18 protein-coding genes are annotated in these 22,698 nt (G+C 62.4%); 9 read left to right on the forward strand and 9 right to left on the reverse strand.

The window, feature by feature from the left end; genetic code table 11:
• Window positions 1-176: 176 nt before the first annotated feature.
• From BM017_RS10095 to BM017_RS10105, 3 genes are read right to left on the reverse strand one after another with little or no spacing between them, the layout of a single operon-like run.
• Window positions 177-1,406, reverse strand: coding sequence for an EAL domain-containing response regulator (locus BM017_RS10095; protein WP_092243506.1), 1,230 nt, complete (start codon window positions 1,404-1,406; stop codon window positions 177-179).
• A 9-nt stretch (window positions 1,407-1,415) separates the two neighbouring features.
• On the reverse strand, window positions 1,416-1,799 hold the full coding sequence (locus BM017_RS10100) for a response regulator (RefSeq protein ID WP_071488337.1): 384 nt from the start codon (window positions 1,797-1,799) through the stop codon (window positions 1,416-1,418).
• Window positions 1,784-3,124, reverse strand: coding sequence for a sensor histidine kinase (locus BM017_RS10105; protein WP_071488336.1), 1,341 nt, complete (start codon window positions 3,122-3,124; stop codon window positions 1,784-1,786). The genes BM017_RS10100 and BM017_RS10105 overlap by 16 nt, the downstream gene beginning before the upstream one ends.
• A gap of 323 nt (window positions 3,125-3,447) precedes the next feature.
• Between BM017_RS10105 and BM017_RS10110 the strand changes: the two genes are divergently transcribed.
• From BM017_RS10110 to xylB, 5 genes are read left to right on the forward strand one after another with little or no spacing between them, the layout of a single operon-like run.
• Window positions 3,448-4,980 (forward strand): sugar ABC transporter ATP-binding protein, encoded by a 1,533-nt coding sequence (locus tag BM017_RS10110; protein ID WP_092243508.1) that lies wholly within the window; start codon window positions 3,448-3,450, stop codon window positions 4,978-4,980.
• Window positions 4,973-5,950 carry an ABC transporter permease subunit gene (locus tag BM017_RS10115; RefSeq protein ID WP_025854715.1) on the forward strand — a complete coding sequence of 326 codons (978 nt, stop codon included), beginning with the start codon at window positions 4,973-4,975 and terminating at the stop codon, window positions 5,948-5,950. Before BM017_RS10110 ends, BM017_RS10115 begins: the two co-directional genes overlap by 8 nt.
• A gap of 34 nt (window positions 5,951-5,984) precedes the next feature.
• Window positions 5,985-6,917, forward strand: coding sequence for an ABC transporter substrate-binding protein (locus BM017_RS10120; RefSeq protein ID WP_092243510.1), 933 nt, complete (start codon window positions 5,985-5,987; stop codon window positions 6,915-6,917).
• A gap of 21 nt (window positions 6,918-6,938) precedes the next feature.
• On the forward strand, window positions 6,939-7,940 hold the full coding sequence (locus BM017_RS10125; RefSeq protein WP_092243513.1) for a LacI family DNA-binding transcriptional regulator: 1,002 nt from the start codon (window positions 6,939-6,941) through the stop codon (window positions 7,938-7,940).
• A 7-nt stretch (window positions 7,941-7,947) separates the two neighbouring features.
• Complete coding sequence (gene xylB, locus BM017_RS10130; protein ID WP_092243516.1) at window positions 7,948-9,408, forward strand: xylulokinase; 1,461 nt, start codon at window positions 7,948-7,950, stop codon at window positions 9,406-9,408.
• A gap of 232 nt (window positions 9,409-9,640) precedes the next feature.
• Here xylB and BM017_RS10135 read toward each other — a convergent pair whose 3' ends face one another.
• Complete coding sequence (locus tag BM017_RS10135) at window positions 9,641-10,081, reverse strand: Lrp/AsnC family transcriptional regulator (protein WP_071488330.1); 441 nt, start codon at window positions 10,079-10,081, stop codon at window positions 9,641-9,643.
• Between the two features lie 109 nt (window positions 10,082-10,190).
• Here BM017_RS10135 and BM017_RS10140 point away from each other — a divergent pair, with 109 nt between their 5' ends.
• Entirely contained in the window at window positions 10,191-11,093 is a 903-nt protein-coding gene (locus tag BM017_RS10140) for a DMT family transporter (protein ID WP_092243518.1), read from the forward strand.
• On the opposite strand, the gene BM017_RS10145 is transcribed toward BM017_RS10140, so the two are convergent.
• From BM017_RS10145 to fabF, 3 genes are all read right to left on the reverse strand, one after another.
• The gene (locus BM017_RS10145) at window positions 11,071-13,050 is read right to left on the reverse strand and encodes a peptidase U32 family protein (protein ID WP_092243520.1); all 1,980 of its coding nucleotides are present in this window, start codon (window positions 13,048-13,050) and stop codon (window positions 11,071-11,073) included. The two genes, BM017_RS10140 and BM017_RS10145, sit on opposite strands and share 23 nt — an antisense overlap.
• Before the next feature lie 70 nt (window positions 13,051-13,120).
• Window positions 13,121-13,501, reverse strand: coding sequence for a RidA family protein (locus tag BM017_RS10150; RefSeq protein WP_028616142.1), 381 nt, complete (start codon window positions 13,499-13,501; stop codon window positions 13,121-13,123).
• A gap of 64 nt (window positions 13,502-13,565) precedes the next feature.
• Entirely contained in the window at window positions 13,566-14,834 is a 1,269-nt protein-coding gene (gene fabF / locus BM017_RS10155) for a beta-ketoacyl-ACP synthase II (RefSeq protein ID WP_092243522.1), read from the reverse strand.
• 107 nt (window positions 14,835-14,941) lie between these two features.
• Between fabF and BM017_RS10160 the strand changes: the two genes are divergently transcribed.
• Both BM017_RS10160 and BM017_RS29510 read left to right on the forward strand, forming a co-directional pair.
• A complete protein-coding gene (locus BM017_RS10160; RefSeq protein WP_092243524.1) occupies window positions 14,942-15,430 on the forward strand; it encodes a winged helix-turn-helix transcriptional regulator in 489 nt (162 codons plus the stop codon).
• Window positions 15,431-15,544: 114 nt separating this feature from the next.
• A complete protein-coding gene (locus tag BM017_RS29510; protein ID WP_092243530.1) occupies window positions 15,545-16,900 on the forward strand; it encodes a methyl-accepting chemotaxis protein in 1,356 nt (451 codons plus the stop codon).
• Window positions 16,901-16,948: 48 nt separating this feature from the next.
• On the opposite strand, the gene BM017_RS10170 is transcribed toward BM017_RS29510, so the two are convergent.
• Complete coding sequence (locus tag BM017_RS10170; protein ID WP_092243535.1) at window positions 16,949-18,271, reverse strand: OprD family porin; 1,323 nt, start codon at window positions 18,269-18,271, stop codon at window positions 16,949-16,951.
• A 492-nt stretch (window positions 18,272-18,763) separates the two neighbouring features.
• Between BM017_RS10170 and BM017_RS10175 the strand changes: the two genes are divergently transcribed.
• Entirely contained in the window at window positions 18,764-21,763 is a 3,000-nt protein-coding gene (locus tag BM017_RS10175; RefSeq protein ID WP_092243539.1) for a type III effector HrpK domain-containing protein, read from the forward strand.
• A gap of 43 nt (window positions 21,764-21,806) precedes the next feature.
• Here BM017_RS10175 and BM017_RS10180 read toward each other — a convergent pair whose 3' ends face one another.
• Window positions 21,807-22,676, reverse strand: coding sequence for an isocitrate lyase/PEP mutase family protein (locus tag BM017_RS10180; RefSeq protein ID WP_092243542.1), 870 nt, complete (start codon window positions 22,674-22,676; stop codon window positions 21,807-21,809).
• Window positions 22,677-22,698 lie beyond the last annotated feature (22 nt).

Consider the following 22,698-nt stretch of genomic DNA (forward strand, 5'->3'; position numbering starts at 1 on the left):
GTTGACTGGCCTGGTGCTATCGGGGGCAAGCCCCCTCCCACATTTTTAGCGCAGTGTGTCATTGCTCGAAGTGTGATCCCAACCGCTTCAACCGCCACATCGCACTGTCCAGGTGCGGGCTGGCACAGATATGCACCATCTACCGGGGCTTGATCGAGTGCCTGCGTGAGGAAATCTCACGGACTCTCTAAGCGCTCCAGCAACAGCCGCTCCAGGGTCTCCACCGGCAGCGGCCGGCTGAACAGATAGCCCTGGATCTGATCACAGCCGGCCTCCTTCAAGAACGCCAGTTGCGCCTGGGTTTCCACGCCCTCGGCTACTACCCGCAGGCTGAGGCTGTGGGCCAGTTCGATGATGGTACGGGTGATCGCCGCGTCCTGCGGGTTGCTGGTTACCTCGCGGATGAACGCGATGTCGATCTTCAGCGTGTCGATGGGAAACCGCCGCAGGTACGCCAGGCTCGAATAGCCGGTGCCGAAGTCGTCGATGGAAATCTTCACCCCCATGGCGTGCAGCCGCTGCAGGCTGGCGATGGTGTGCTGGGTGTTTTCCATCAACGAACCTTCGGTCAGTTCCACTTCCAGCCAATGGGGTTCGACTCCGGTGCGGGCCAGGGTGCGTGCGATATCGGCGATCAGGTCGCCTTCGATCAATTGATGGCCGGAGACGTTCACCGACACCTCCACCGGGCCAATCGCGCCGCGTTGCCACTTTGCGATCTGCTGGCAGACCTGCTCGATCACCCAGCGCCCCACGGGGACGATCAAGCCCAGGCTTTCCAGGATCGGTATAAATACCGCTGGCGACACCGCGCCGTATTCCGGCCTTTCCCAACGCAGCAGCGCTTCGAGGGCGCAGATGCGACCGCTCGGCACCTCGACCTTGGGTTGGTAATGCACCGTGAAGTCATTACGCGCTACCGCTTGGCGCAAGTCGTTTTCCAGGGACTGGTGCGCCAGGTCATGCACGCTCATGCCGATCTGGCGTTGCGTCAGCTCACGGGAGTGGCTGGCCAGGTCGCCGCGTTCCTTGAGCCGCAGCAGGTTGCGCACCCGCAACCATAGCTCGACACGTTCCACCGGCTTGCTGATGAATTCCTCGGCGCCGGTTTCAAGCCCGCTGACACGGGCGCTCGGTTCACTGAGGGCCGACAGCATGATGATCGGAATACCCGCCGTGGTTTCATCGCCCTTCAATTGGCTGGCGACTTCATAGCCGTCCATGCCCGGCATCATGATGTCCAGCAGGATCAGGTCCGGCGGCTGCCGGGCCACCAACTGCAAGGCTTCTTCGCCGCTGCTCGCGCTCAGGGTCTGGTAGCCCTCATGTTGCAGCAGGGTTTCCAGGAGTTTGCGCACCTGGGGTTCATCATCAACGATCAACAACGTTGCGGGTTGGCTGGCCATGGAGAGGACTCATGTGAGAGGGCGGATGTGCTGTTGCAGCAAGGTGTCGATCACCTGGTACAGCTCTTTGTAACGCAGCGGCTTGATGATGTAGGCATCGCACCCCGCGAGTCGGGTCTTTTCGCGGTCTTCTTTCATCGCCATTGCCGTCAGGGCGATCACCGGGATGTGAGCGGTGAGCGGGTCGCGCTTGAGCAGGGCGGTGGCGGCCAGCCCGTCCATGCCGGGCAACTGGATGTCCATCAGGATCAGCGCCGGTTGCTGTTCGCGGGCCAGGGTCAGGCCGGTTTCGGCATCCGCGGCCCACAGCACCGTGTGACCGGCATTGACGAGTAACAGACGCGCCAGGCGCATGTTGGCTTCGTTGTCTTCAACAATCAGGATGTGGGGCATGCAGCCTCCGGGGCGCGGTGCAGCGGCAGCCAGGCGACGAACCGCGCCCCGCAGCCTTCACGGCTGGCCACGGCGACACTGCCGCCATGCAGGTCGGTCAACCGCTTGACCATCGCCAGCCCCAGGCCAGTGCCTTCGAATTTGCGTGCCAGGCTGCTGTCGATCTGGCTGAACGCCTTGAACAACTTGTCCATGTCCGCCTCGGCGATCCCGATGCCAGTGTCGCTGACGCTGAGTTCGAGGAACGGCTGATGAGCGCCGTCGGGCAAGGCAAAGCGGTACACCGGCCAGTCGCCGGGAATGTGCCCGACCTGTGCGCGGGGCACCTGGCGCACTGTCAAGGTCACTGAGCTGCCGTGTGCGCTGAACTTTACGGCGTTGGCCAGCAGGTTGTAGACGATCTGTTTGGTCTTGCGCAGGTCCAGCTGCAAAAGGCCAAGGTCTTCGGGACACTCCAGCTTCAATTGGATGCGTTGCAGCGCCGCCTTTTCCCGCACGATGAGCAGGCTGTTGGCCAACAGCCCCGCCAGTTCTGCGTTTTCCAGTTCCAGCTCCATCATCCCGGCCTCGACCTTGGACAGGTCGAGAATGTCGTTGATCAACGACAACAAGTGCTGGCCGCTGGTGAAAATGTCGCCGATGTATTCGCGCTGGGTCTCGCTCATGTCGCCGACCAGGCCATCCTTGAGCGCCTCGGAAAAGCCGATGACCGCGTTCAGTGGCGTGCGCAGTTCATGGGACATGGTGGCGAGGAATTCGGACTTCATGTGACTGGCGTGTTCCAGCTCCAGGTTCTTTTCTTCCAGCGCCCGCTCGAAGCCTTTGCGCTCGGCTTCTTCCTGCTTGCGCGCGGTGTTGTCGGTGCCGATCAGCAAGTAGCCGATGATGGTGTCATGTCGGTTGCGCAGGGCGGTGACCGAGACCATGGCCGACAGACGACTGCCGTCCTTGCGGATGTAGGTCAGCTCGTAGATGTCTTCGATACCCCGCGAGGCCTTGAATACCAGCGCTTCGAAGCCCGGCGTGATCGGCGTATCCAGTTCCAGGCTGAGGGCGGCGGCGCGGGTGATCAGCTCGATCGGGTCGGAAATATCGGCCGGCGTGATGCGGTTGACCACATCGGCGGCGGCATAACCGAGCATGCGTTCGGCGCCGACGTTGAAGATCTGGATCACGCCTTTCTCGTCGGTGGCGATGCTGGAAAAGTACGCGCTGTTGAAGATTGCGTCTTGCAGGGCGCCGGTCTTGAGCAGGGTTTTCTGCCGCTTGAACTCGACGATCTTTTCAGCCCGCGATTGCGGTTGTTCGGGTAACGGTGTGTCCATCGCTTTGGCGTTCCGTGACGTTCAGGCCCGCCATCGTCAAGCGGCGATGGCGCAGAGCATGCTCACAGAAGATCGCTGGGGGGCGACGAGGAGGAGATGAGGTCCTTGGACAATAGCAGAGATTATGGCGTTTTGATGGCGGGCTACGGGCTATCTCGCTTCAAATGGATACCCTCGGGTGAAATTGGGTACTTTTCGGATTAATGGCTGATGAAACGTTTCATCTGTCGATAAATGATCGACGCAAGCGCTTGCGTAAGGAAATGTTTCTACATTAGAGTCGGCCCACTGACGACAAAAATAATAAAACCAGGAGCTCATCCATGAGCCTTGAACCCTTGCTCGAGATGCAGGGCATCAGCAAAACCTTCAACGGTTTGCGCGTGCTCAAGAATGTCGGCCTGAAGGTCTACCCCGGCGAAATCCACGCCTTGATGGGGGAGAACGGCGCCGGCAAATCGACGCTGATGAAGATCCTTTCCGGCGCCTACCAAGCCGACCCCGGCGGTGAAATCCGTATCGCCGGCCAGCCCATCCCCACGTTCGACCCCGCCACCGCCAAAGCCCTTGGCATCGCCGTGATCTACCAGGAACTGAGCCTTTGCCCCAACCTGAGCGTGGCCGAGAACATCTACCTGGGCCGTGAACTGCGACGCGGCTGGACCATCGACCGCAAAGGCATGCAGGCCGGTTGCATCGAAGTGCTGCAACGTCTGGGCGCGGAGTTCACTCCAGCCACGCAGGTCAGCAGCCTGTCGATTGCCGAGCGCCAATTGGTGGAAATCGCCCGCGCCTTGCACGCCCACGCCAAGATCCTGGTGATGGACGAACCGACTACGCCGCTGTCATCCCGGGAGACCGACCGCCTGTTCGCGCTGATCAAACAGCTGCGCAACCAGGGCCTGGCGATCATCTATATCAGCCACCGCATGGCGGAGATCTACGAGTTGTCGGACCGCGTCTCGGTGCTGCGCGACGGCCAGTACATCGGCGAACTGACCCGCGAGGCGCTGTCGGCCGAAGTGCTGGTGAAGATGATGGTGGGTCGCGACTTGTCAGGGTTCTACAAGAAGGAGCACGCCGCCTATAACCCCGGCAACGTGGTGATGCGCGTGCGCGACATGGCCGATGGCAAGCGCGTGCGTCAGTGCAGTTTCGACCTGCACGCCGGTGAAGTGCTGGGCATCGCCGGGCTGGTCGGGGCAGGGCGCACCGAACTGGCGCGCCTGATCTTCGGCGCCGACCCACGCACCTCGGGCACCCTGGAAGTGGTCGGCAAGACCGTCACCCAGTTGCGCACCCCGGCGGATGCGATCCGTGCCGGTGTCGTCTACCTCACCGAAGACCGCAAGGCCCAGGGCCTGTTCCTGGATATGAGCGTGGCGGACAACATCAATGTCTGCGCCTGCGTGCCGGATGCTTATGCCGGCGGTGTGCTGGATCTCGGGCATGCCGCGCAGCGCGCCACCGAGGCGATCAAGTCGCTGTCGATTCGGGTGGCGTCGGGCAAGGTCAACGTCGGTGCGTTGTCCGGTGGCAACCAACAGAAGGTGCTGCTGGCGCGGCTGCTGGAGGTCAAGCCGCACGTGCTGATCCTCGATGAGCCCACCCGTGGCGTCGACATCGGCTCCAAGTCCGAGATCTACCGCATCATCAACCAATTGGCCCAGGCCGGCGTCGGCATCGTGGTGATCTCCAGCGAGCTGCCGGAAATCATCGGCACCTGCGACCGCGTGCTGATCATGCGCGAAGGCCGGTTGGTCGCAGAAGTCGGCGGCGCCTCCGGCGACGCTATTTCCCAGGAACGTATTATTGACCTCGCCACCGGTGGCGATCAGGTGGTGGCCCATGGCTGAATTGAATATTGCAACAACCGGCAAGGCAGAGCGCGCCCGCGAGCTGATGCGCACGGTCGGCATGTTGCCGGTACTGATCTTGCTGCTGGTGGGCTTTGCCCTGGCCAGCGAGAACTTCCTGACGGTACAGAACCTGTCGATCATCACCCAGCAGGCGTCGGTGAACGTGGTGCTGGCGGCGGGCATGACCTTTGTGATCCTCACGGCGGGCATCGACCTCTCGGTGGGCGCGATCCTCGCCGCATCGGCGGTGGTGGCGCTGCAGGCGTCGATGTCGCCGCAGTTCGGCATGTTCGGGATTGCCGCCGGTATCGGCTTCGGGTTGTTGCTGGGCCTGGTCAATGGCGGCTTGATCGCCTTTATGCGCCTGCCGCCGTTTATCGTCACCCTCGGTGCACTCACGGCCATGCGCGGCCTGGCCCGGCTATTGGCGGACGACAAGACCGTGTTCAACCCGGACCTGCCGTTTGCCTTTATCGGCAACGACTCGATCCTCGGGGTGCCGTGGCTGGTGGTAATCGCCGTGGCAGTGGTGGCGTTGTCGTGGTTCATCCTGCGCCGCACCGTGATGGGCGTGCAGATCTACTCGGTGGGCGGCAACCCGGAAGCGGCGCGGCTGTCGGGGATCAAGGTGTGGAAGGTGCTGCTGTTCGTCTACGCCATGTCCGGCGCGTTGGCCGGGCTGGGCGCGGTGATGAGCGCGTCGCGCCTGTTCGCTGCCAATGGCCTGCAACTGGGGCAATCCTACGAGCTGGATGCGATTGCCGCGGTGATCCTCGGCGGCACCAGCTTTACCGGCGGTGTCGGCACCATCGGCGGCACGCTGATCGGCGCGCTGATCATCGCGGTACTCACCAACGGCCTGGTGCTGCTGGGCGTCTCGGACATCTGGCAGTACATCATCAAAGGCATCGTGATCATCGGCGCGGTGGCGCTGGATCGTTATCGCCAGTCCGGCGCACGGACCTGAACTCACTCCAACAACAATCACAAGAGAGACCCCTATGAACCTCAAACGTATCTTTCCGGTCATTGCCTTGGCTGCCCTGATGTCCCAAGCCGTCGAAGCCCGCGAGTTGAAGGCCCTCGGCATCAGCATGGGCTCGCTGGGCAACCCGTATTTCGTGACCCTGGCCGATGGCGCAACCGCCCGGGCCAAGGAGCTGAACCCCAACGTCAAGGTCACCTCGGTGTCGGCCGACTATGACCTGAGTAAGCAGTTTTCGCAGATCGACAACTTCATCTCGTCCAAGGTCGATCTGATCCTGATCAACGCCGTCGACCCGTCCGCCATGGCCTCGGCGATCAAGAAAGCCCGCGATGCCGGCATCGTTGTGGTGGCCGTGGATGTGGACGCGAAAGGGGTGAACGCCACGGTGCAGACCGACAACGTCGAAGCCGGAAAGCTGGCCTGCCAGTACCTGGTGGACAAGCTCTCCGGCAAGGGCAATGTGATCATCCAGAACGGTCCGCAGGTCACCGCCGTGACCGATCGCGTCAAGGGTTGCAAGGCCGCACTGGCCGCCGCGCCGCAGATCAAGGTGCTGTCCGATGACCAGGACGGCAAAGGCTCCCGCGAAGGCGGCCTGAACGTGATGCAGGGCTACCTCACGCGCTTCCCGAAAATCGACGGTCTGTTCGCGATCAACGACCCGCAAGCCATCGGCAGCGACCTGGCGGCCAAACAGCTCAAGCGCAGCGGCATCATTATTACCTCGGTGGACGGTGCGCCGGACATCGAGAACGCGCTGAAAACCGACACACAGATTCAGGCGTCGGCCAGCCAGGACCCTTGGGCCATGGCGCAGACCGCCGTCAACGTGGGCAACGATATTCTCAATGAGAAAGCCCCGGCCGAAGCGGTTACCCTGCTCACGCCAAAACTGATCACCCGCGACAACGTCGCTACGTACAGCGGTTGGTCGAGCAAACATTGATCCCTTGAGAGGAACAGCGTCGTGGTCACCATGGATGACGTGGCAAGCAGGGCGGGGGTGTCGACGTCGACGGTGTCCCATGTGTTGAACGGTACCCGCAAGGTCAGTCCGGCAACGGTGCACGCGGTACAGCAAGCGATCCAGGCGCTGGGTTACATCCCCAACACCCTGGCGCGTTCGCTGGCACGGTCGAGCACCAGCACGATTGGCGTGGCGATCTCTGCGCTGTCCAACCATTATTTCAGCGAAACCGTGCACGCGATTGAAACCGAGTGCGCCAGGCACGGCTACATGATGCTGTTTGTCGATACCCACGACGACCCGGAACACGAGCTGCGGGTCGTCACGGCATTGCACCATCGGCGGGTGGACGGCATTGTGCTGGCGCCCTCGAACGGCTCCAAGGCCCTGGAGTATCTGCGGGCCAACGAAATCCCGGCGGTATTGGTGGACCGCATGATGAGCGAACAATTCGACCAGGTCGGGGTGGAGAACACGCAGTCCACCCAGGCCTTGGTTACCCACTTGATCAAACACGGGCACCGGCGCATCGGCTTTATCGCCGGGCGTGAGGGGTTCAGCACCACCGATGAGCGGGTTGCCGGGTACCGCGCGGCACTGCAAGGCGCGGGGCTGGCGTTCGATCCGCACTTGTTGGTCAATGGCGGCTCCAACACCGAGCCAGCGCGTCAGGCGACGGTGCAGTTGCTGGGCCTGGCGCAGCCACCCACGGCGATCATGGCCGGCAACAACCTGATGACCCTTGGCGCCATGCAGGCCCTGCGTGATGCGCAGATCGACGTACCGGCGCAGATGGCCCTGGTGGGTTTTGATGATTTCGATTGGGCGGATTTCTTCGTGCCGCGCCTGACCCTGATCGCGCAGCCGGTCCAGGCACTGGGCACGCAGGCAGTGAACCTGTTGTTGCAGCGCATGGCGTCGCCCGACGCCCCCACTCACAGCGTGCGCCTGGCGCCGACCCTGCAATGGCGTAATTCATGTGGCTGTAATGGATTGGAATGACCCCCTTATGAGCAGTCCCGTTTCCCTCGGCATCGACCTCGGCACCTCGGAACTCAAGGCCATCCTCATGGACCTCGACGGTACGGTGCTGGCCCATGCTGGCGTGCGCTTGAGTGTGTCGCGGCGCCATAGCGGCTGGTCCGAGCAGGCGCCGGAAGATTGGTGGCAGGCGTGTTTGCAGGCGCTTGCCGAATTGCGCGAGCATCCCGGATTTGCCCGCGTGGCCTGTATCGGCCTGTCGGGGCAGATGCATGGCGCGGTGCTGCTGGGCAAGGACAACCGCGTGTTGTACCCGGCGATCCTGTGGGACGACTCCCGTGCCGTCGCCGAGGCCGATGAGTTGGGCCCGGTGTTTGCCGACATCACCGGCAGCCTGCCCATGGCCGGGCTGACGGCGCCGAAACTGCTGTGGCTGCAACGCCATGAGCCCGAGGTGTTCAAGGCCATTGATTGTGTGCTGTCGCCCAAGGATTACCTGCGCTTGCGTCTGAGTGGCGAGCGCATCAGCGAGATGTCCGATGCAGCGGGGACGTTGTGGCTGGATGTGGCGCGGCGTGAGTGGTTCGCGCCGATGCTGCGGGCGACGGGCCTGTCGCCGGAGCAGATGCCAAGACTGGTCGAGGGCGGTGCCGCAAGTGCTGTGTTGACGGCGCAGGAGCTGGGCTTGTCTTCCTCAGTGGTGATTGCCGGCGGAGGTGGTGACAACCCGGTAGCGGCCGTGGGGATCGGGGCGATCAGTGCCGGTGATGGCTTCATCACCCTCGGCACCAGCGCTGCCATTGTCGCGATTACCGATCACGCAGCCGGTAATCCCGCGAGTGCCGTGCACAGCTTCTGCCATGCGCTGCCTGATCGCTGGTACACCATGGGCGCCATGCTGGCCGGCGCCAGTTGCCTGCGTTGGGTCACGCGTCTCACGGGAACCGCGGATGAGCAAACCTTGCTGGACCAGGTGCAGGCGCAACTGCCGATCGAACAGGCAGTACCGCTCGGTACGCCGTTGTTCCTGCCGTACCTGGCCGGTGAACGCACCCCGCATAACGACCCGCTGCTGCGCGGTGGCTTCATGGGCCTGGGCCATGACTGCACGCCGGCGATGCTCGGTTATGCGGTGATGGAAGGCGTGGGGTTCGGGCTGCTGGATGCGTTGCGCGCGGTGCAATCAGCGGGGGCTGACGTGGGCGCCTGCGCGTTGGTGGGTGGTGGTGCGCGCAGTGAGTACTGGGCGCAGTTGCTGGCCAACATCCTGCAACGGGACATCTTCACCCTGCACGGCAGCGAATTGAGCGCGTGTATCGGTGCGGCGAAGCTGGGGTTTGTGGCGATAGGGCAAGGCGCGCAATTGCTCGCGGCGGGGATGCGGGTCAAGGCCCGGTACAGGCCAGACCTTACGCCGCAGCCCGTATTGGAGGCGCGATATCGCAAGTTTCAAGGTTTGCTGAGCGCGGCCAAGGCCCTTCACGAGTAGCCTTCTGTAGTGAGCTGGCTTATCTGGGTGGCCTGTTTTGGTGAACGGCCTGTTGTGGCGAGCGGGCCTGCCCCGCGTTGGGCTGCGAAGCAGCCCCAAACCCAGGCGCCATGGTTTTCCTGTAGAAACGCGGTGATGCTAAAAGGGGCCGCTTCGCGCCCCAACGCGGGGCAAGCCCGCTCGCCACAACAAGCCCGCTCTCCACATCAGGACCCACAACAAGCTACTGCCGCTAGTCGCCCAAGGGCGGCAGACGCCGTTTCACCGGGGTTTTCTTGACAATGGCCGTGTTGGTTTCAGCGTAGGCGTTGAGCCGGTCAAGCAGGCTATCCAGGTGATCCATGGTGCGCACATGCAGGCGTGCGATGAAGCAATCCTCCCCAGTCACCTTGTCACACTCGGTAAACTCGGGGATCGCCTGGATCTGTCGCTCCACCTCATGCAATTTGCCGGGCAAGGGGCGGATGCGCACGATGGCCTGCAGCAGGTAGCCGAAGTGCCTGGGGTCGATGTCGACGGTGTAGTGGGTCAGCACGCCGCGCTCTTCGAGACGCCGCAGGCGTTCGCCGACGCTCGGCGAAGACAGCCCGGTAATCCCGGCCAGGGCCTTGAGGGACAGACGCGAGTCGTCCATCAAAGCGGCGATCAGTTGCTGGTCGATGGTGTCAATCATGGTGTCCACCTAATAAGTAAAGGCAACTCAAGGCTTTTGCCTTTTTTAGTCGCTGGAGCCGGTCTCGACCAGATTGCCATAATTGAGCCTCACTTGAGGAGCTTCAATCATGGATACATCCATCCGTCGCGGGTCGTGGGAAATGGTTGCCGCCATGCTGATCTCGGGCACCATTGGCTGGTTTGTCCTGGTCTCCGGCGTATCGGTGATCGAAGTGGTGTTCTGGCGCTGTGTGATCGGCGGGCTGACGTTGTTGTTGGTGTGTGCACTGCTGGGGTATTTGCGCCTGGACCTGCTCAGTTGGACCAGGCTCGGCCTGGCGATGCTCAGTGGCGTGGCAATTGTCGGCAACTGGTTACTGCTGTTCGAATCCTATTCCCGCGCGTCGATTGCCATCAGCACGGCGGTGTATAACGTGCAGCCGTTCATGCTGGTGATGCTGGCTGCCGTGTTTCTAGGTGAAAAGATCACCGTGCAGAAACTCGCCTGGCTGAGCGTGGCGTTCCTGGGCATGTTGGCGATTGTCACTGCCCATGGCGATCAACCGACCGGCGACGATTACCTGGCCGGCATCGTCTTGGCACTGGGCGCGGCGTTGCTGTACGCGATTGCCGCGCTGATCATCAAACGTCTGAAGGCAGTGCCGCCACATTTGATGGCGTTGATCCAGGTAACCACCGGCGCGTTGTTACTGGCGCCGCTGGTGCCATGGAATAGCTTGCCGGCCACAACCAGCGCGTGGGGCGCACTGGTGACACTCGGCGTGGTGCACACCGGCGTGATGTATGTGTTGTTGTATGGCGCGATCCAGAAACTGCCGACAGCCCTGACCGGTGCGCTGTCGTTTATCTACCCGATTGCGGCGATCTTCGTCGATTGGTTCGCCTTCGGGCATCGTCTGGGCTGGCTGCAATGGTTCGGGGTGGCGGCAATTCTACTGGCGGCTGCCGGGTTGCAGCGGGGCTGGTGGTGGCCCCGCGTGCAAAGGGTCAGTGCGTGCCCTGGAAAATAATGTTTTCCGGGTTGAAGTGCTCTACCGCGCTGCCCGGTTGTGGCAAGCCCAGGATATGCCCCTTGATCTTGCCCACCACGTGCATCTCGCAGGGTTTGCAGTCGAACTTCAGGGTCAGCACTTCATCGCCATGGATCAATTGCATCGGCGCTACCTTGGTCTTCACGCCCGTGACCCCCTTGGCCTGTTTAGGGCACAGGTTGAACGAGAAACGCAGGCAGTGCTTGGTGATCATCACCGGTACTTCGCCGGTTTCTTCGTGCGCTTCGAAGGCGGCGTCGATCAGCTTCACCCCGTGGCGGTGGTAGAAGTCGCGGGCTTTCTGGTTGTAGACGTTGGCGAGGAACGACAGGTGCGCGTCCGGGTACACCGGCGGTGGCGTTGTTTCCGCCTTGCGGCCACCCCGTGGGTGCGCAGCCACGCGTGCGGCGGTCAGCGCCTCGATCACTTCACGGCGCAGGGCCTTGAGCTGTGAGTTGGGGATGAAGAACGCCTGCGGCGCATCCAGTTGGATGTCGGTCGCGTGGTATTCGGTGGTGCCCAGTTGGCCCAGCAGGTCGCGCAGGGTGTCCAGCGCCTGTTCCGGCTTGTTGGCCACGCCGAACGGGCCGGGCAGGGTGACGCTGGCGCTGATGCCTTCTTCGCTGGTGGCGGTGACTTCCAGCTGCGCTTCGCGCAAGCGAACGGCCCAGGTCAGGCCTATACGACGCTCGGATGAGGTCTTGAGCAGCGCCTGTTGCCAGTTGTGGTCCAGGTTGCGGTTCAGCGGGTGGTTCGGGCGCAATTGATGCAGGCCTGCCGGCATCTCGTTCGGCTCCACGCGGTAGCGGTAGCGCTTCTCGCCGTCTTCCTCGAACTCGCCTTTAGGCTCGGCGATGTTGGCACGGAAACCCACCACTTCGCGCTTGATCAGCACGTTCAGGCCATCGCCATTCGACAATGGCTCGTGGGTAACCACTTGCAGGTCGCGCTTACCGGCTTTTTCCACCACACCCACCGGCAGGCCGGTGAACGTCGGGGTGTCGAAGGCGCCGATATCAACCTTGCGGTCATTGACGAAATAGTCGGTGCTGCCCCGGTGGAAGGTCTTTTCCGGGTCGGGCAGGAAGAAGTGCGCGGTACGGCCGCTGGAGGCGCGGGCCAGGTCCGGGCGGTCTTCAAGCACGTCATCCAGGCGCTGGCGGTAATAGGCGGTGATGTTCTTCACATAGCCCATGTCCTTGTAGCGGCCTTCGATCTTGAACGAACGCACGCCGGCTTCGACCAACGCACGGATGTTGGCGCTCTGGTTGTTGTCTTTCATCGACAGCAGGTGTTTCTCAAAGGCCACGACGCGGCCTTGATCGTCCTTCAGGGTATACGGCAGGCGGCAAGCCTGGGAGCAATCGCCACGGTTGGCGCTGCGGCCGTTCTGCGCGTGGGAGATGTTGCACTGCCCGGAGAACGCCACGCACAGCGCGCCGTGGATAAAGAACTCGATGGCGGCATCGGTTTCGTCGGCAATGGCGCGGATCTCTTGCAGGTTCAGCTCACGGGCCAATACCAACTGCGAAAAACCGGCCTGGTCGAGGAACTTGGCGCGGCCCAGGGTACGGATATCGGTCTGGGTGCTGGCGTGCAGCTCGATGGGCGGAATATCCAGCTCCATCACGCCCAGGTCTTGCACGATCAACGCATCGACGCCGGCATCGTAGAGCTGATGGATCAGCTTGCGTGCGGGTTCCAGTTCGTTGTCGTGCAGGATGGTGTTGATCGTGGTGAACACGCGGGCATGGTAACGGCGGGCGAATTCCACCAACTGCGCGATGTCGCTCACGTCGTTACAGGCATTATGGCGCGCGCCGAAGCTCGGGCCGCCGATGTACACGGCGTCGGCGCCATGCAGGATGGCCTCGCGAGCGATGGCGACATCGCGGGCAGGGCTGAGCAATTCCAGGTGATGCTTGGGCAAGGACATAGTTTTTTTAGTCAGGCTTGTCACGGTTGAGGCGCGCATTGTAGCTGTGAAATGCCTGACCGGCACGCACTCAGGCTTGAGCGGCCATCGCCGTGACTTCCACGCGCATGCCGTCTACCGCCAGCGCGGCCACGCCAACCGCTGCGCGCACGGGCCAGGGCTTGGCGAAGAAGCGTTTGTAGACTTCGTTGAAGGCGGCGCGATCGGCCATGTCTGTCAGATAAATGGTCAGGTGCATCACCCGGTCCATGGAGCTGCCGGCCTTTTCCAGGGCGACTTTCAGGGCTTGCAGGGTGCATTCGCTTTGCAGCGTGATGTCGCCCAGTTCCAGGCTGCCATCGGCACGGGTCGGGATCTGGGTGGACACCAGGATGCCGTTGAAGCCGATCACGTCGGAGGAAATCGAATCGGCATCGGGGTCCGGGGTGTAGTGCAGGTCGTGGTTGGCCATGGGCGCCTCTCGTTGGCAGGTTCAGAAAGGCGCCATGGTCCCCGAAAATGACGGCAGGGGCAAACTACGCCCAGCGGCGGAACAGCACGCTGGCATTCACGCCGCCAAACCCGAAGCCATTGGACAGTGCATAGTCAATCGGCATCGGCCGGGCAGCACCGCGCAGCAGGTCGAGGCCCTCGGCGAGGGCGTCGGGGTGTTGCAGGTTGAGGGTGACCGGGGCGATCTGGTCGCGCAGGGCAAGCACGGTGAAGATGGCCTCGATACCGCCCGCAGCCCCCAGCAGATGGCCGGTGGCGGATTTGGTCGAGCTGATCGCAGGGCTGCCGTTCGCACCGAATACCGTCCTGATCGCGGCCAATTCGCCTTTGTCACCCACCGGCGTCGAGGTGGCGTGGGCATTCAAGTACTGCACCTGGTCCGCGTCGATCCCGGCCTGGCGCAGGGCTTGCAGCATCGCCCGGCGTGCACCGTCGCCGTCTTCCGGGCCGGCGGTCATGTGATAGGCATCGGCACTGGTGCCGTAGCCGACCAATTCGGCAATCGGCTGCGCACCTCGGGCCAGGGCGTGCTCCAGTTCCTCGATGACCAGGATGCCGGCGCCTTCGCCCATGACAAAACCGTCCCGCGCCTGGTCGAAAGGCCGCGAAGCCTGCTCCGGGCTGTCATTGAAGTCACTGGACAGCGCCCGCGCCGCCGCGAACCCGGCAAGGCTGACCCGATGGATCGCCGCTTCGGCACCGCCGCATACCGCCACATCCACTTCACCAGCGCGAATCATGCGCGCCGCATCGCCGATGGCCTGTACACCCGCTGCACAGGCCGTCACCGGCGCACCCAGCGGGCCTTTCAAGCCGTAGTTGATCGACACGTGTCCGGCGGCCATGTTGCTCAGGAACGACGGGATGGTGAACGGCGACAACCGCCGTGGGCCTTTGCTGTCGGTGGTGCGTACCGCGTCGGCAATCGCCGGGAAGCCGCCGACACCCGAGGCGATGATGGTCGCGGTGCGCTCCTGCGCTTCAGGCGTGTTCGGCGCCCAGCCGGCCTGCTTCAAGGCTTCGTCCGCCGCCGCCAGGGCGAACAGGATGAAGCGGTCCATCTTGCGCTGTTCCTTGGCTGCCAGCAGGCGGTCGGGATCAAATCCGGCTTCAGGGTCCTCGAGTACGGTCTGCACCTGGCCACCGATGCTGACGGCCAAATCACCGATCAACGTTTGCGGCAGGCGACGAATACCCGATTGCCCGGCCAACAGGCGTCGCCAGGTAGATTCCACGTCAGCGCCCAACGGCGTCAGTGCGCCCATACCTGTTACAACGATGCGTTTACTCATGATCAATCGACTCCAGTTGCGGTGAAGGAACAGACCTTATGGACGTCACTATCATCATGAAAGTAACATGGCATCACGCACATTGGCACTGACCCACAGGAATCCCCATGCAACGCAAGTCCCTCATCAGCGACGAATGCCCCATCGCCCGCAGCCTTGAGCGGGTAGGGGAGTGGTGGAGCATTTTGATCATGCGCGATGCGTTGCACGGCCTGCGCCGCTTCGATGAGTTCTCGCGCAGCCTGGGCATTGCGCCGAATATGCTCACGCGCCGCCTGAACGCGCTGGTGGAGGCGGGCATGCTGGAGCGCCGTGCCTACAGCGAACGACCGCCGCGCCATGAATATGTGCCGACGGCCAAGGGTGAGGATTTCGGCATGGTGCTGATATCACTGGTTGCCTGGGGCAACCGGCATTACGCCGAGGAGGGCGCCAGTGTCGAGTTGGTGGAGCGTAAAACAGGCAGGCCGGTGCAGCCGGCGCTCGCCCGCGCGGATGGGCAGTTGGTGGCGTTTGACCAGTGCGTGTTGCAGGCTGGTCCGGCGGCCAGTGCCGGCATGCGCGAGCGCCTCGCTTTGCTAGGCGCAAAACCCTGATTGCGCAAGTATTTGACGCCAGAAAATAATCCACGCAAGGCCGGTAAAGTCGCGTATTTCACAGCCGATAGCCCTATCAAGACACGGGTTTTTTCGCACGGCTGAGGGTACGTCATGTTCAACACAACACTCAAAACAGAACTGGCGGCCAGGACGGCCGAGGCCACCGAGTACAAAGGACTGATCAGCGCACTGGAACGCTCCATGGCCGTGGTCGAATTCGACCTCAACGGCAACGTGTTGCGGGCCAACGACAACTTCCTCAAGGCCCTGGGCTACAGCGCCAATCAACTGGCCGGCAAGTCCCATCGCGATTTTTGCCTGCCGGCGCTGACCAGCAGCCCGGCCTACAGCCAGTTCTGGAGTGATTTGAAAGCCGGCAAGTTTGTCTCCGGTACGTTCAAGCGCGTGGATGCCAACGGCCGGACCATCTGGCTGGAAGCCAGCTACAACCCGGTGCTGGATGAGCGTGGCCAGGTGTTGAAGGTGGTCAAGTACGCACTGGACGTCACCGCACAAGTGGAGCAGGACGCGGCCACCCGCAGCAAATTGACGGCCGTGGACCGTGCGATGGCCGTTATCGAGTTCGATTTGAGTGGCCAGGTGCTGGACGCCAACGCGAATTTCCTCAATGTCATGGGCTACTCCCTGGCGGAAATCAAAGGCAAGCACCACCGGTTGTTTTGCGAGCCCGCGCTGGTTACCAGCCATGAGTACGCCGATTTCTGGCGCCGCTTGAATAACGGTGAGTTCTTTACCGGGCAATTCAAGCGCCTTGGCAAGCATGGGCGTGTGGTGTGGCTGGAGGCCAGCTACAACCCGGTGTACGACGGCGACGGCAAACTGATCAAGATCGCCAAGTTTGCCAGCGACATCACCGAGCGCGTAGAGAAGTTCGAGGAAGACTCCCGTGGCGCCTCGCGGGCCTACCATATTTCCTCCGAGACCGAGCGTTTTGCCGAGCACGGCACCCAGGTGATCCAGGAGACCGCCACGGAAATGCGCCGTATCGCCGAGAATATCGGCGCGTCTGCGCGGCTGGTGGGGCAACTGGGCGACCGTTCCGAACAGATCACCGCCATCGTCAACACCATTCGCGGTATCGCCGACCAGACCAACCTGTTGGCGCTCAACGCAGCCATCGAGGCGGCGCGCGCCGGGGACCAGGGGCGTGGCTTTGCGGTGGTGGCCGATGAGGTCCGGCAACTGGCCGGACGCACCAGCCGCTCCACGGCGGAAATCGCCGAGATGATCGGCATGATCCTCTCGGAAACCCGCGACGCAGTCACCAGCATGAACGCGACCCAGGAAGGCGCACAGCGCGGCGTCAACCTGGCCGACCAGGCGGGGTCGGTGATCCTGCAGATTCGCACCAGCACCAGCGATGCGGTGCAGGCGGTGAGCATGTTTGCGTCGAAACTGGATGAGTCGGAAGTCATTCCCAAGACTGCGGTCGGCTGGGTGGGCTAACGCTTTCCAGCGGGAGGAGCGAGCCAGCTCGCTCCTCCAGGGGCGTGTTTAGAGCAGGGTAAACGGATAGTCGACGATCAGCCGCAGCTCGTTCAGGTCACCATCGCGCTGGTCGGCATTCGACGCCACGATCGCATCACGCACGCGCAACGACAGATTCTTCGCCGGACCGCTCTGGATCACGTACTTGGCTTCCAGATCGGTCTCGTGGTGCGCACCATCTGCACCGTAGTCGCCGACATAAGCGCTATGGGCCGGCGTATGGGTGCCATCGATATCCGAGCCGTTGATGTAGCGGCCCATGAAGCTCAATCCCGGCACGCCATAACTGGCCATGTTCAGGTCATAGCGGATCCCCCAGGACTGCTCGCCCGGGCCGTTGAAGTCGTTCCATTGCACCGAGTTCGCCAGGTACACCGAATCGCCGCCTTCGCCTGCGCCGTTGTTGCCGGTGCCGATGTAGTCGAACGGCGTATCACCATGCACCTTCTGGTACGACAGCGTGAGGGTGTGCGCTTGCAGGAACGAATACGCCGCCGCCACCGAGTAGGTGGTGTTGTTGATTGCCCCCGCCTTGGCACTGCCGGTGTCGAGGGTGCGGTACAGGTTGCCGTCCAGCGCCAGGGACTGGTCATGCGCCAACGGGATCACGTAATTGAGATTGGTGTAGTACTGGCGCCAGATATCTTCCAGCTCGCCGGCATACAGCGTCGCGCTCAGGGACGGGCTGAAGGTGTATTTGCCGCCGACGAAGCTGGCGCTGTTGGCGGCGATGTTGGCGTAGGTGGCGTAGATATCGTGGTCATGGTTGCTGGTCATGCCACTGTTGGTGCTGGTGAAATGCCCGGCCTCCAGGTCCAGGCCGGCGATTTCGCTGCTGGTCAGGTCAAACCCGGTGGCGGTCTGGGGCAACAGGCGCGTGCCGCCGGTGGCGAAGACCGGGGCGGTGGGTTGCATGTCGCCAAATTTGAGTTGGGTCTTGGAGACTTTGATCTTTACCGCCGCACCGACTGAGCCGTAGGCGTCTTCGGGATCGCCATGGCGGTCGGTGGGCAGGTTGCCGGTGCCGGCGTCCGCGTGGGTGGCGTCGAGTTTCAGCCCGCCGTAGGCATAGGCGTCGACGCCGAAACCGAGGGTGCCCTGGGTAAAACCCGAGGCGTAGTTGAGCATCGCGCCCTGGGTCCAGTCGATATTATCGGCCCGGCCGCCTTCACGGTTGCGGTTCATGTAGTAGTTGCGCAACAGGCCGGTGACGCTGCTGCCCTCGACAAATCCCTTGGCATCCGCCTGGTCGGTGACCGACTCGGCAAAGGCCATCTGGCTGATACCGGCACACACCGCCAGTGCCAACAGGCTCGACTGTTTAATCATGTTGTGACTTCCCCGGAATAATGAACGCGCGCGCAGAAACACCGCACTGACTGGATGGTGCATAACGTTGTTTGGGCAGAGGTTTGCAGGTGAGCTGTTACGGTTTTTTATTGTGTCCGGCGTGGTTGCCGAGGTTGATTCTAAGCACAGTCGGCACGGCCTGCAGCGGGCGGGCGGATGAAACTCGATTAATTAAACTTCACGCTGTTTAACCACGTGCGGGTGTACGTTGAACCTGTCTTAGCCGCTCTGCTTCGACAACATCCTTTGGTTGCCGCCGCAGACTCTGCGGCGGTTTTTTCACAACATTTCACAGCCGGGTTTCGGCCCTTCAGCATGGGCACCTCAGCGACCAGAAAGGCATGCAGCACCGGCCCGGTGAGTCAGCCTGTCATCTTTCAGTAACCCTCAAGGTCTTTGCTCTCCTGACTGGCCCGACATGATCGCCCTTGACGATCGTGCCTCGGCCTCCCGTCCTAAAGGAGCACACGCATGTCAGCACCGGTCAGTAAGGCCCCCACGATCAGGAGCGTCACGGGCAAAGACACCAGCGCCGAATGGGGCAACGCGGTTGATCGGGCCAAGGCCAGGGATGCCGGCATCGAGTGGCAGCGGCCCAAGGATGACTCTCGCTCGGCCCAGGACATCATCGATGGCAGCCCACTGCTGAAAAACCTTGGCAACCAGAGCGGGGTGAAGGACAAGTTGCGCGAACGGGTCGGCGATTTCGAGCACGATGCGGACGCGGCCTACCGCGCCAATCAGGTGCTGGAGCATGTCGAGCGCTTCGACGAAAACGGCTCACGCCTGGCCGGCAATGCCATCGACAACGGCCGCGTCGATGGTTTCACCAAAGGCGGTGACGCCAGGCACGGCACCGAGGCCGGACGCCTGCAAGACTTCGGCAAATATGGTTGGGAGAACCTCAAGGGTGAACGGCAACAGGTGGACGCTGTGGGCCAGGACGGCCAGCGCCGTGAGGCCGCAGAAAAGGTCGGCATCGTCTGGGAACTGCCCGAGGGTGACACGCGCTCGGCCCAGGACATCATCAATGACAACCCATTGCTGAAAAACCTTGGCAACCAGAGTGGGGTGAAAGATGCATTGAAGGAGCAGGTCGGCGATTTCGACAAGGACCCGAACGCGGCCTTCCGTGCCAGCCAGGTGCTCGACCGGGTGGTGGGTTTTGACGAGAAAGGTAACGCGCTGACGGGCAAGGACGTGGCCAACGGCAGTATCGACGGTTTTACCAAGAGCGGCGAAGCGCGCCATGGCACCGAAGCGGGGCGCCTGCAGGACTTCGGCAAGTACGGTTTCGAGGGATTGGCCAAGCCCTCGGCCAATGACCAGATCGGTAGCTATAAGGATTTTCTCGACACCCATCCGGATGCCGACGCGGGCTCCAGGCAGATCGCTCAATACGGCGCAATCCTGGATGCCAGGTTCGATTCGATCCGTGGCAAGACCGGCGGCGAGAGTGCCGTCACCGAACAGAACATCCAGGACTACCTCAAGCAAAATCCGCAGTTGAGCAAGGAAGAGAAAGAGGCCCTCAACTTCTTTGCCCAGCCCGGCGCCTTCCGCAAGCTCGATACGGCCGGCAACAGTATCGGCGACAAGCCCGACGGCAAGGTCAGCCGCAGCGACGTGCAAGCCTGGCTGAAGACCGCCGCCCCCACCGATGCCCAGAGCCTGGCCAGCCTGATCAGCGACGTGGCCACCGGCACTGTCACGGGCCAGGTCGACACCCGCAAGCTCGACAAGGACATCTTCGAACATCCGGAAAACTACACGGCCGAACAAAAGGCTGCGGTGCTGCTGGAACTGCAGGAAGCGCAGAAACTGGTGGTCGACGGCGCCAACGCCGGGGTCTGGAACAGCGATTACGGCAAGGTCTCCATCGCCAACCGCTCCGGCGCAATCTGGGAGCCGCAAAAGCTGCTGCAGGACATCAATGACCACATGGCCATCTTGCAGGGCGACAAACCCACCGCCGAGTACATCAGGAACGCAGGCGACCAGGCGGTGAAGACGTTGTTTGAAGACAATCCCGGCCTGAAGGATGCGGTCACCAAGACCTACGAGGATCAGGTGAAGTCGGGCAAGGCACTGGACACCGCGTGGGACGCCAACACCAAGGACGGCAAGACCGACCAGCACACAGCGCTGGCCGGTTTCTACGCCACCGCCACCAGCCTGCAGTCGATGCTTGGCATTGACGATGCCAAGGCGATCCAGGGCGCGGTCGCCAAATCCTCGCATAACGAAGCATTCAAGACCTTCTACAAGGACCAGCTGGCCAGTGGCGACCGCCTGCGCGAGTTGCTCAAGGACAACACGCCGGAGCAGGCCGCTTCGGAGTTCAGCCTGGAAGTGGCGCTCTATAACGCCGCGCTTGATCCGACCTTCACGGCCCAGTATGACCAACAGCTCAACGACAATTTCTCCAGCATCGCCCAGCAGAACCTGTTCAAGGGGGCTGGCTTCGACGACATCGAGGCCGCATTCGGCAAGGACGGCGGCGCGGAGCTGGACGAAGACAAGGTCCGCAAGCTGGTCGACCAGATGCGCCAGGAAAGCCCCGAACTGCTGCTGAACCAGGACGGGACCGTGGCCACCACCGACCAGGTCCTGGCGGGCTTTCGTGGTAACTGGGACATGCTCCGCCAGGGCACCAAGGCCCTGGACAAAATGGGCAAGCTGTCGGACTTCGATCCCAACGGCGGCGCCAAGGGCGCCTACGGCAGCGGTGTGCTGCACGGGGTGAGCGGGCTGTTCCTGGCGGGTGTGACCATTGCGCGCGGGGCGCAGAGCGGTGGAAAGTTGACCACGCGCAACATCGTCGACATCACCACCGGTTCCGTGCAGACCACCACCGTGCTGATCGAGGGCGGCACCAAGGGCTACCAGGAACACCTCGCCAAGTCGATCAAGAACGGTGAGCAGACCCTCAAGGATATGAAGGACGGCAAGGTCATGCTCGACCTGCTCGATGAGGTCAAGGACAACGTCAAGGACGGCAAGCACGCCAAAGTCGTGGCGAAGAACTTTGAGGAAGCCGCCAAAGGTATCGGCGGCCTGGCCGGTATCGTCGCCGGGGCTTATGGCATTTTTGATGGCGTCAACGCGCTGCGTCGTGGTGACAAGCTGAGCGGTGGCTTCGGTATTACCGCAGGCTCGCTGGGTGTACTGGCCGGCAGCGCCTCGGCCGCGGAGGGCGGCCTTGGCTTGCTCGGGGCGAACCTGCCGCGCTTTCTCCCGGGCCTGGCGGCCACGGCGGGCGTGCTGGGCTTCCTGGCGGCTGGCGTGGCGGTACTGGCGGCCATCGTGCCCGGGCTGGTCAAGGAAGGACAGGCACAGGCCAAGTCGGACAAGTTCGGCGAGATATTGGGGGATTCAATCGAGCGTTATGGCATCGATGGGGTCAAGGGCGGGACCATTGCGGATATTCCCACCAAGGATTGGCCAGGCGGGGAGCAGTGGACATCGTGAGAACGGGAGGAGGGGGGGAGCCCCCCTCGCTCCGAGGTTGTCTTTACTCTTTGACGTCCATGAACTCTTCCGCCCAGGCCACGTAGCTTTCCGGCAACGTGTAGGTATGCGTCAGCTCGGTGGCACTGAGGTTATCGGTGCTGTGGGTCAACTGGCGCTGGGCACGCAGGCTGTCATACGTCGCCTTGATCGCTGCAAAATAAGCCCCGTGGCCGGCAACCACCACCCGCACGCCGAGGCTGGCCAGACGCTGGGCGTCATTCAGCTTAGGGTTGCCGTAGGTCACCAGCATCAGCGGCACCGTCAGGTTTTCCGCGATCTTCTCCAGGTGTTCGAAATCGGCCACACCCACCATGCAAATCCCGTCGGCCCCGGCTTTCTGGTAGGCCTGGGTGCGCTCGATAACGGCTTCGGTCGGCAACACACCGGCGTTGGTCCGGGCAATGATCGACAATTCGGGATCGACACGTGCTTCCAACGCCGCGCGGACCTTGCCGATGCCTTCTTCAATGGAGATCAGATCGGTGGACTTGCGCCCGAACTGTGCCGGCAGCAACGTATCTTCAATGGTCAACGCCGCCACACCGGCCCGCTCGAGTTCTTCGACGGTACGCATCACATTCAGGGCGTTACCGTAGCCGTGGTCGGCGTCGGCAATGAACGGCAACTGGGCAACGCGGCCGATGCGGGTGGCTTGCTCAACGAACTCACTCAGGGTGATCAACGCAAAATCGGGTGCGGCCAATACCTGCAACGAAGCAACGGAGCCACCGAGGATGCCGACTTCGAAACCCAGGTCGGCGGCGATACGCGCCGACATCGGGTCAAAGACGGAAGCGGTTTCAACGCAGGTTGGGTTGGCGAGCAATTTACGGAAGTTGCGGCGCAGGGCTGAGTGAGAAATCTTTGGCATGGGCTTTCCTGGTTCTGGTCAT

Source organism: Pseudomonas sp. NFPP04 (genome assembly GCF_900113815.1).
Classification (GTDB): domain Bacteria; phylum Pseudomonadota; class Gammaproteobacteria; order Pseudomonadales; family Pseudomonadaceae; genus Aquipseudomonas; species Aquipseudomonas extremorientalis.

Bases quoted from the DNA above. Each gene is read 5' to 3' on its own strand.
- BM017_RS10095 (WP_092243506.1), bottom strand. From the start codon at position 1,406: ATGGCCAGCCAACCCGCAACGTTGTTGATCGTTGATGATGAACCCCAG.
- BM017_RS10100 (WP_071488337.1), bottom strand. From the start codon at position 1,799: ATGCCCCACATCCTGATTGTTGAAGACAACGAAGCCAACATGCGCCTG.
- BM017_RS10105 (WP_071488336.1), bottom strand. From the start codon at position 3,124: ATGGACACACCGTTACCCGAACAACCGCAATCGCGGGCTGAAAAGATC.
- BM017_RS10110 (WP_092243508.1), top strand. From the start codon at position 3,448: ATGAGCCTTGAACCCTTGCTCGAGATGCAGGGCATCAGCAAAACCTTC.
- BM017_RS10115 (WP_025854715.1), top strand. From the start codon at position 4,973: ATGGCTGAATTGAATATTGCAACAACCGGCAAGGCAGAGCGCGCCCGC.
- BM017_RS10120 (WP_092243510.1), top strand. From the start codon at position 5,985: ATGAACCTCAAACGTATCTTTCCGGTCATTGCCTTGGCTGCCCTGATG.
- xylB (WP_092243516.1), top strand. From the start codon at position 7,948: ATGAGCAGTCCCGTTTCCCTCGGCATCGACCTCGGCACCTCGGAACTC.
- BM017_RS10135 (WP_071488330.1), bottom strand. From the start codon at position 10,081: ATGATTGACACCATCGACCAGCAACTGATCGCCGCTTTGATGGACGAC.
- BM017_RS10140 (WP_092243518.1), top strand. From the start codon at position 10,191: ATGGATACATCCATCCGTCGCGGGTCGTGGGAAATGGTTGCCGCCATG.
- BM017_RS10145 (WP_092243520.1), bottom strand. From the start codon at position 13,050: ATGTCCTTGCCCAAGCATCACCTGGAATTGCTCAGCCCTGCCCGCGAT.
- BM017_RS10150 (WP_028616142.1), bottom strand. From the start codon at position 13,501: ATGGCCAACCACGACCTGCACTACACCCCGGACCCCGATGCCGATTCG.
- fabF (WP_092243522.1), bottom strand. From the start codon at position 14,834: ATGAGTAAACGCATCGTTGTAACAGGTATGGGCGCACTGACGCCGTTG.
- BM017_RS10160 (WP_092243524.1), top strand. From the start codon at position 14,942: ATGCAACGCAAGTCCCTCATCAGCGACGAATGCCCCATCGCCCGCAGC.
- BM017_RS29510 (WP_092243530.1), top strand. From the start codon at position 15,545: ATGTTCAACACAACACTCAAAACAGAACTGGCGGCCAGGACGGCCGAG.
- BM017_RS10170 (WP_092243535.1), bottom strand. From the start codon at position 18,271: ATGATTAAACAGTCGAGCCTGTTGGCACTGGCGGTGTGTGCCGGTATC.
- BM017_RS10175 (WP_092243539.1), top strand. From the start codon at position 18,764: ATGTCAGCACCGGTCAGTAAGGCCCCCACGATCAGGAGCGTCACGGGC.
- BM017_RS10180 (WP_092243542.1), bottom strand. From the start codon at position 22,676: ATGCCAAAGATTTCTCACTCAGCCCTGCGCCGCAACTTCCGTAAATTG.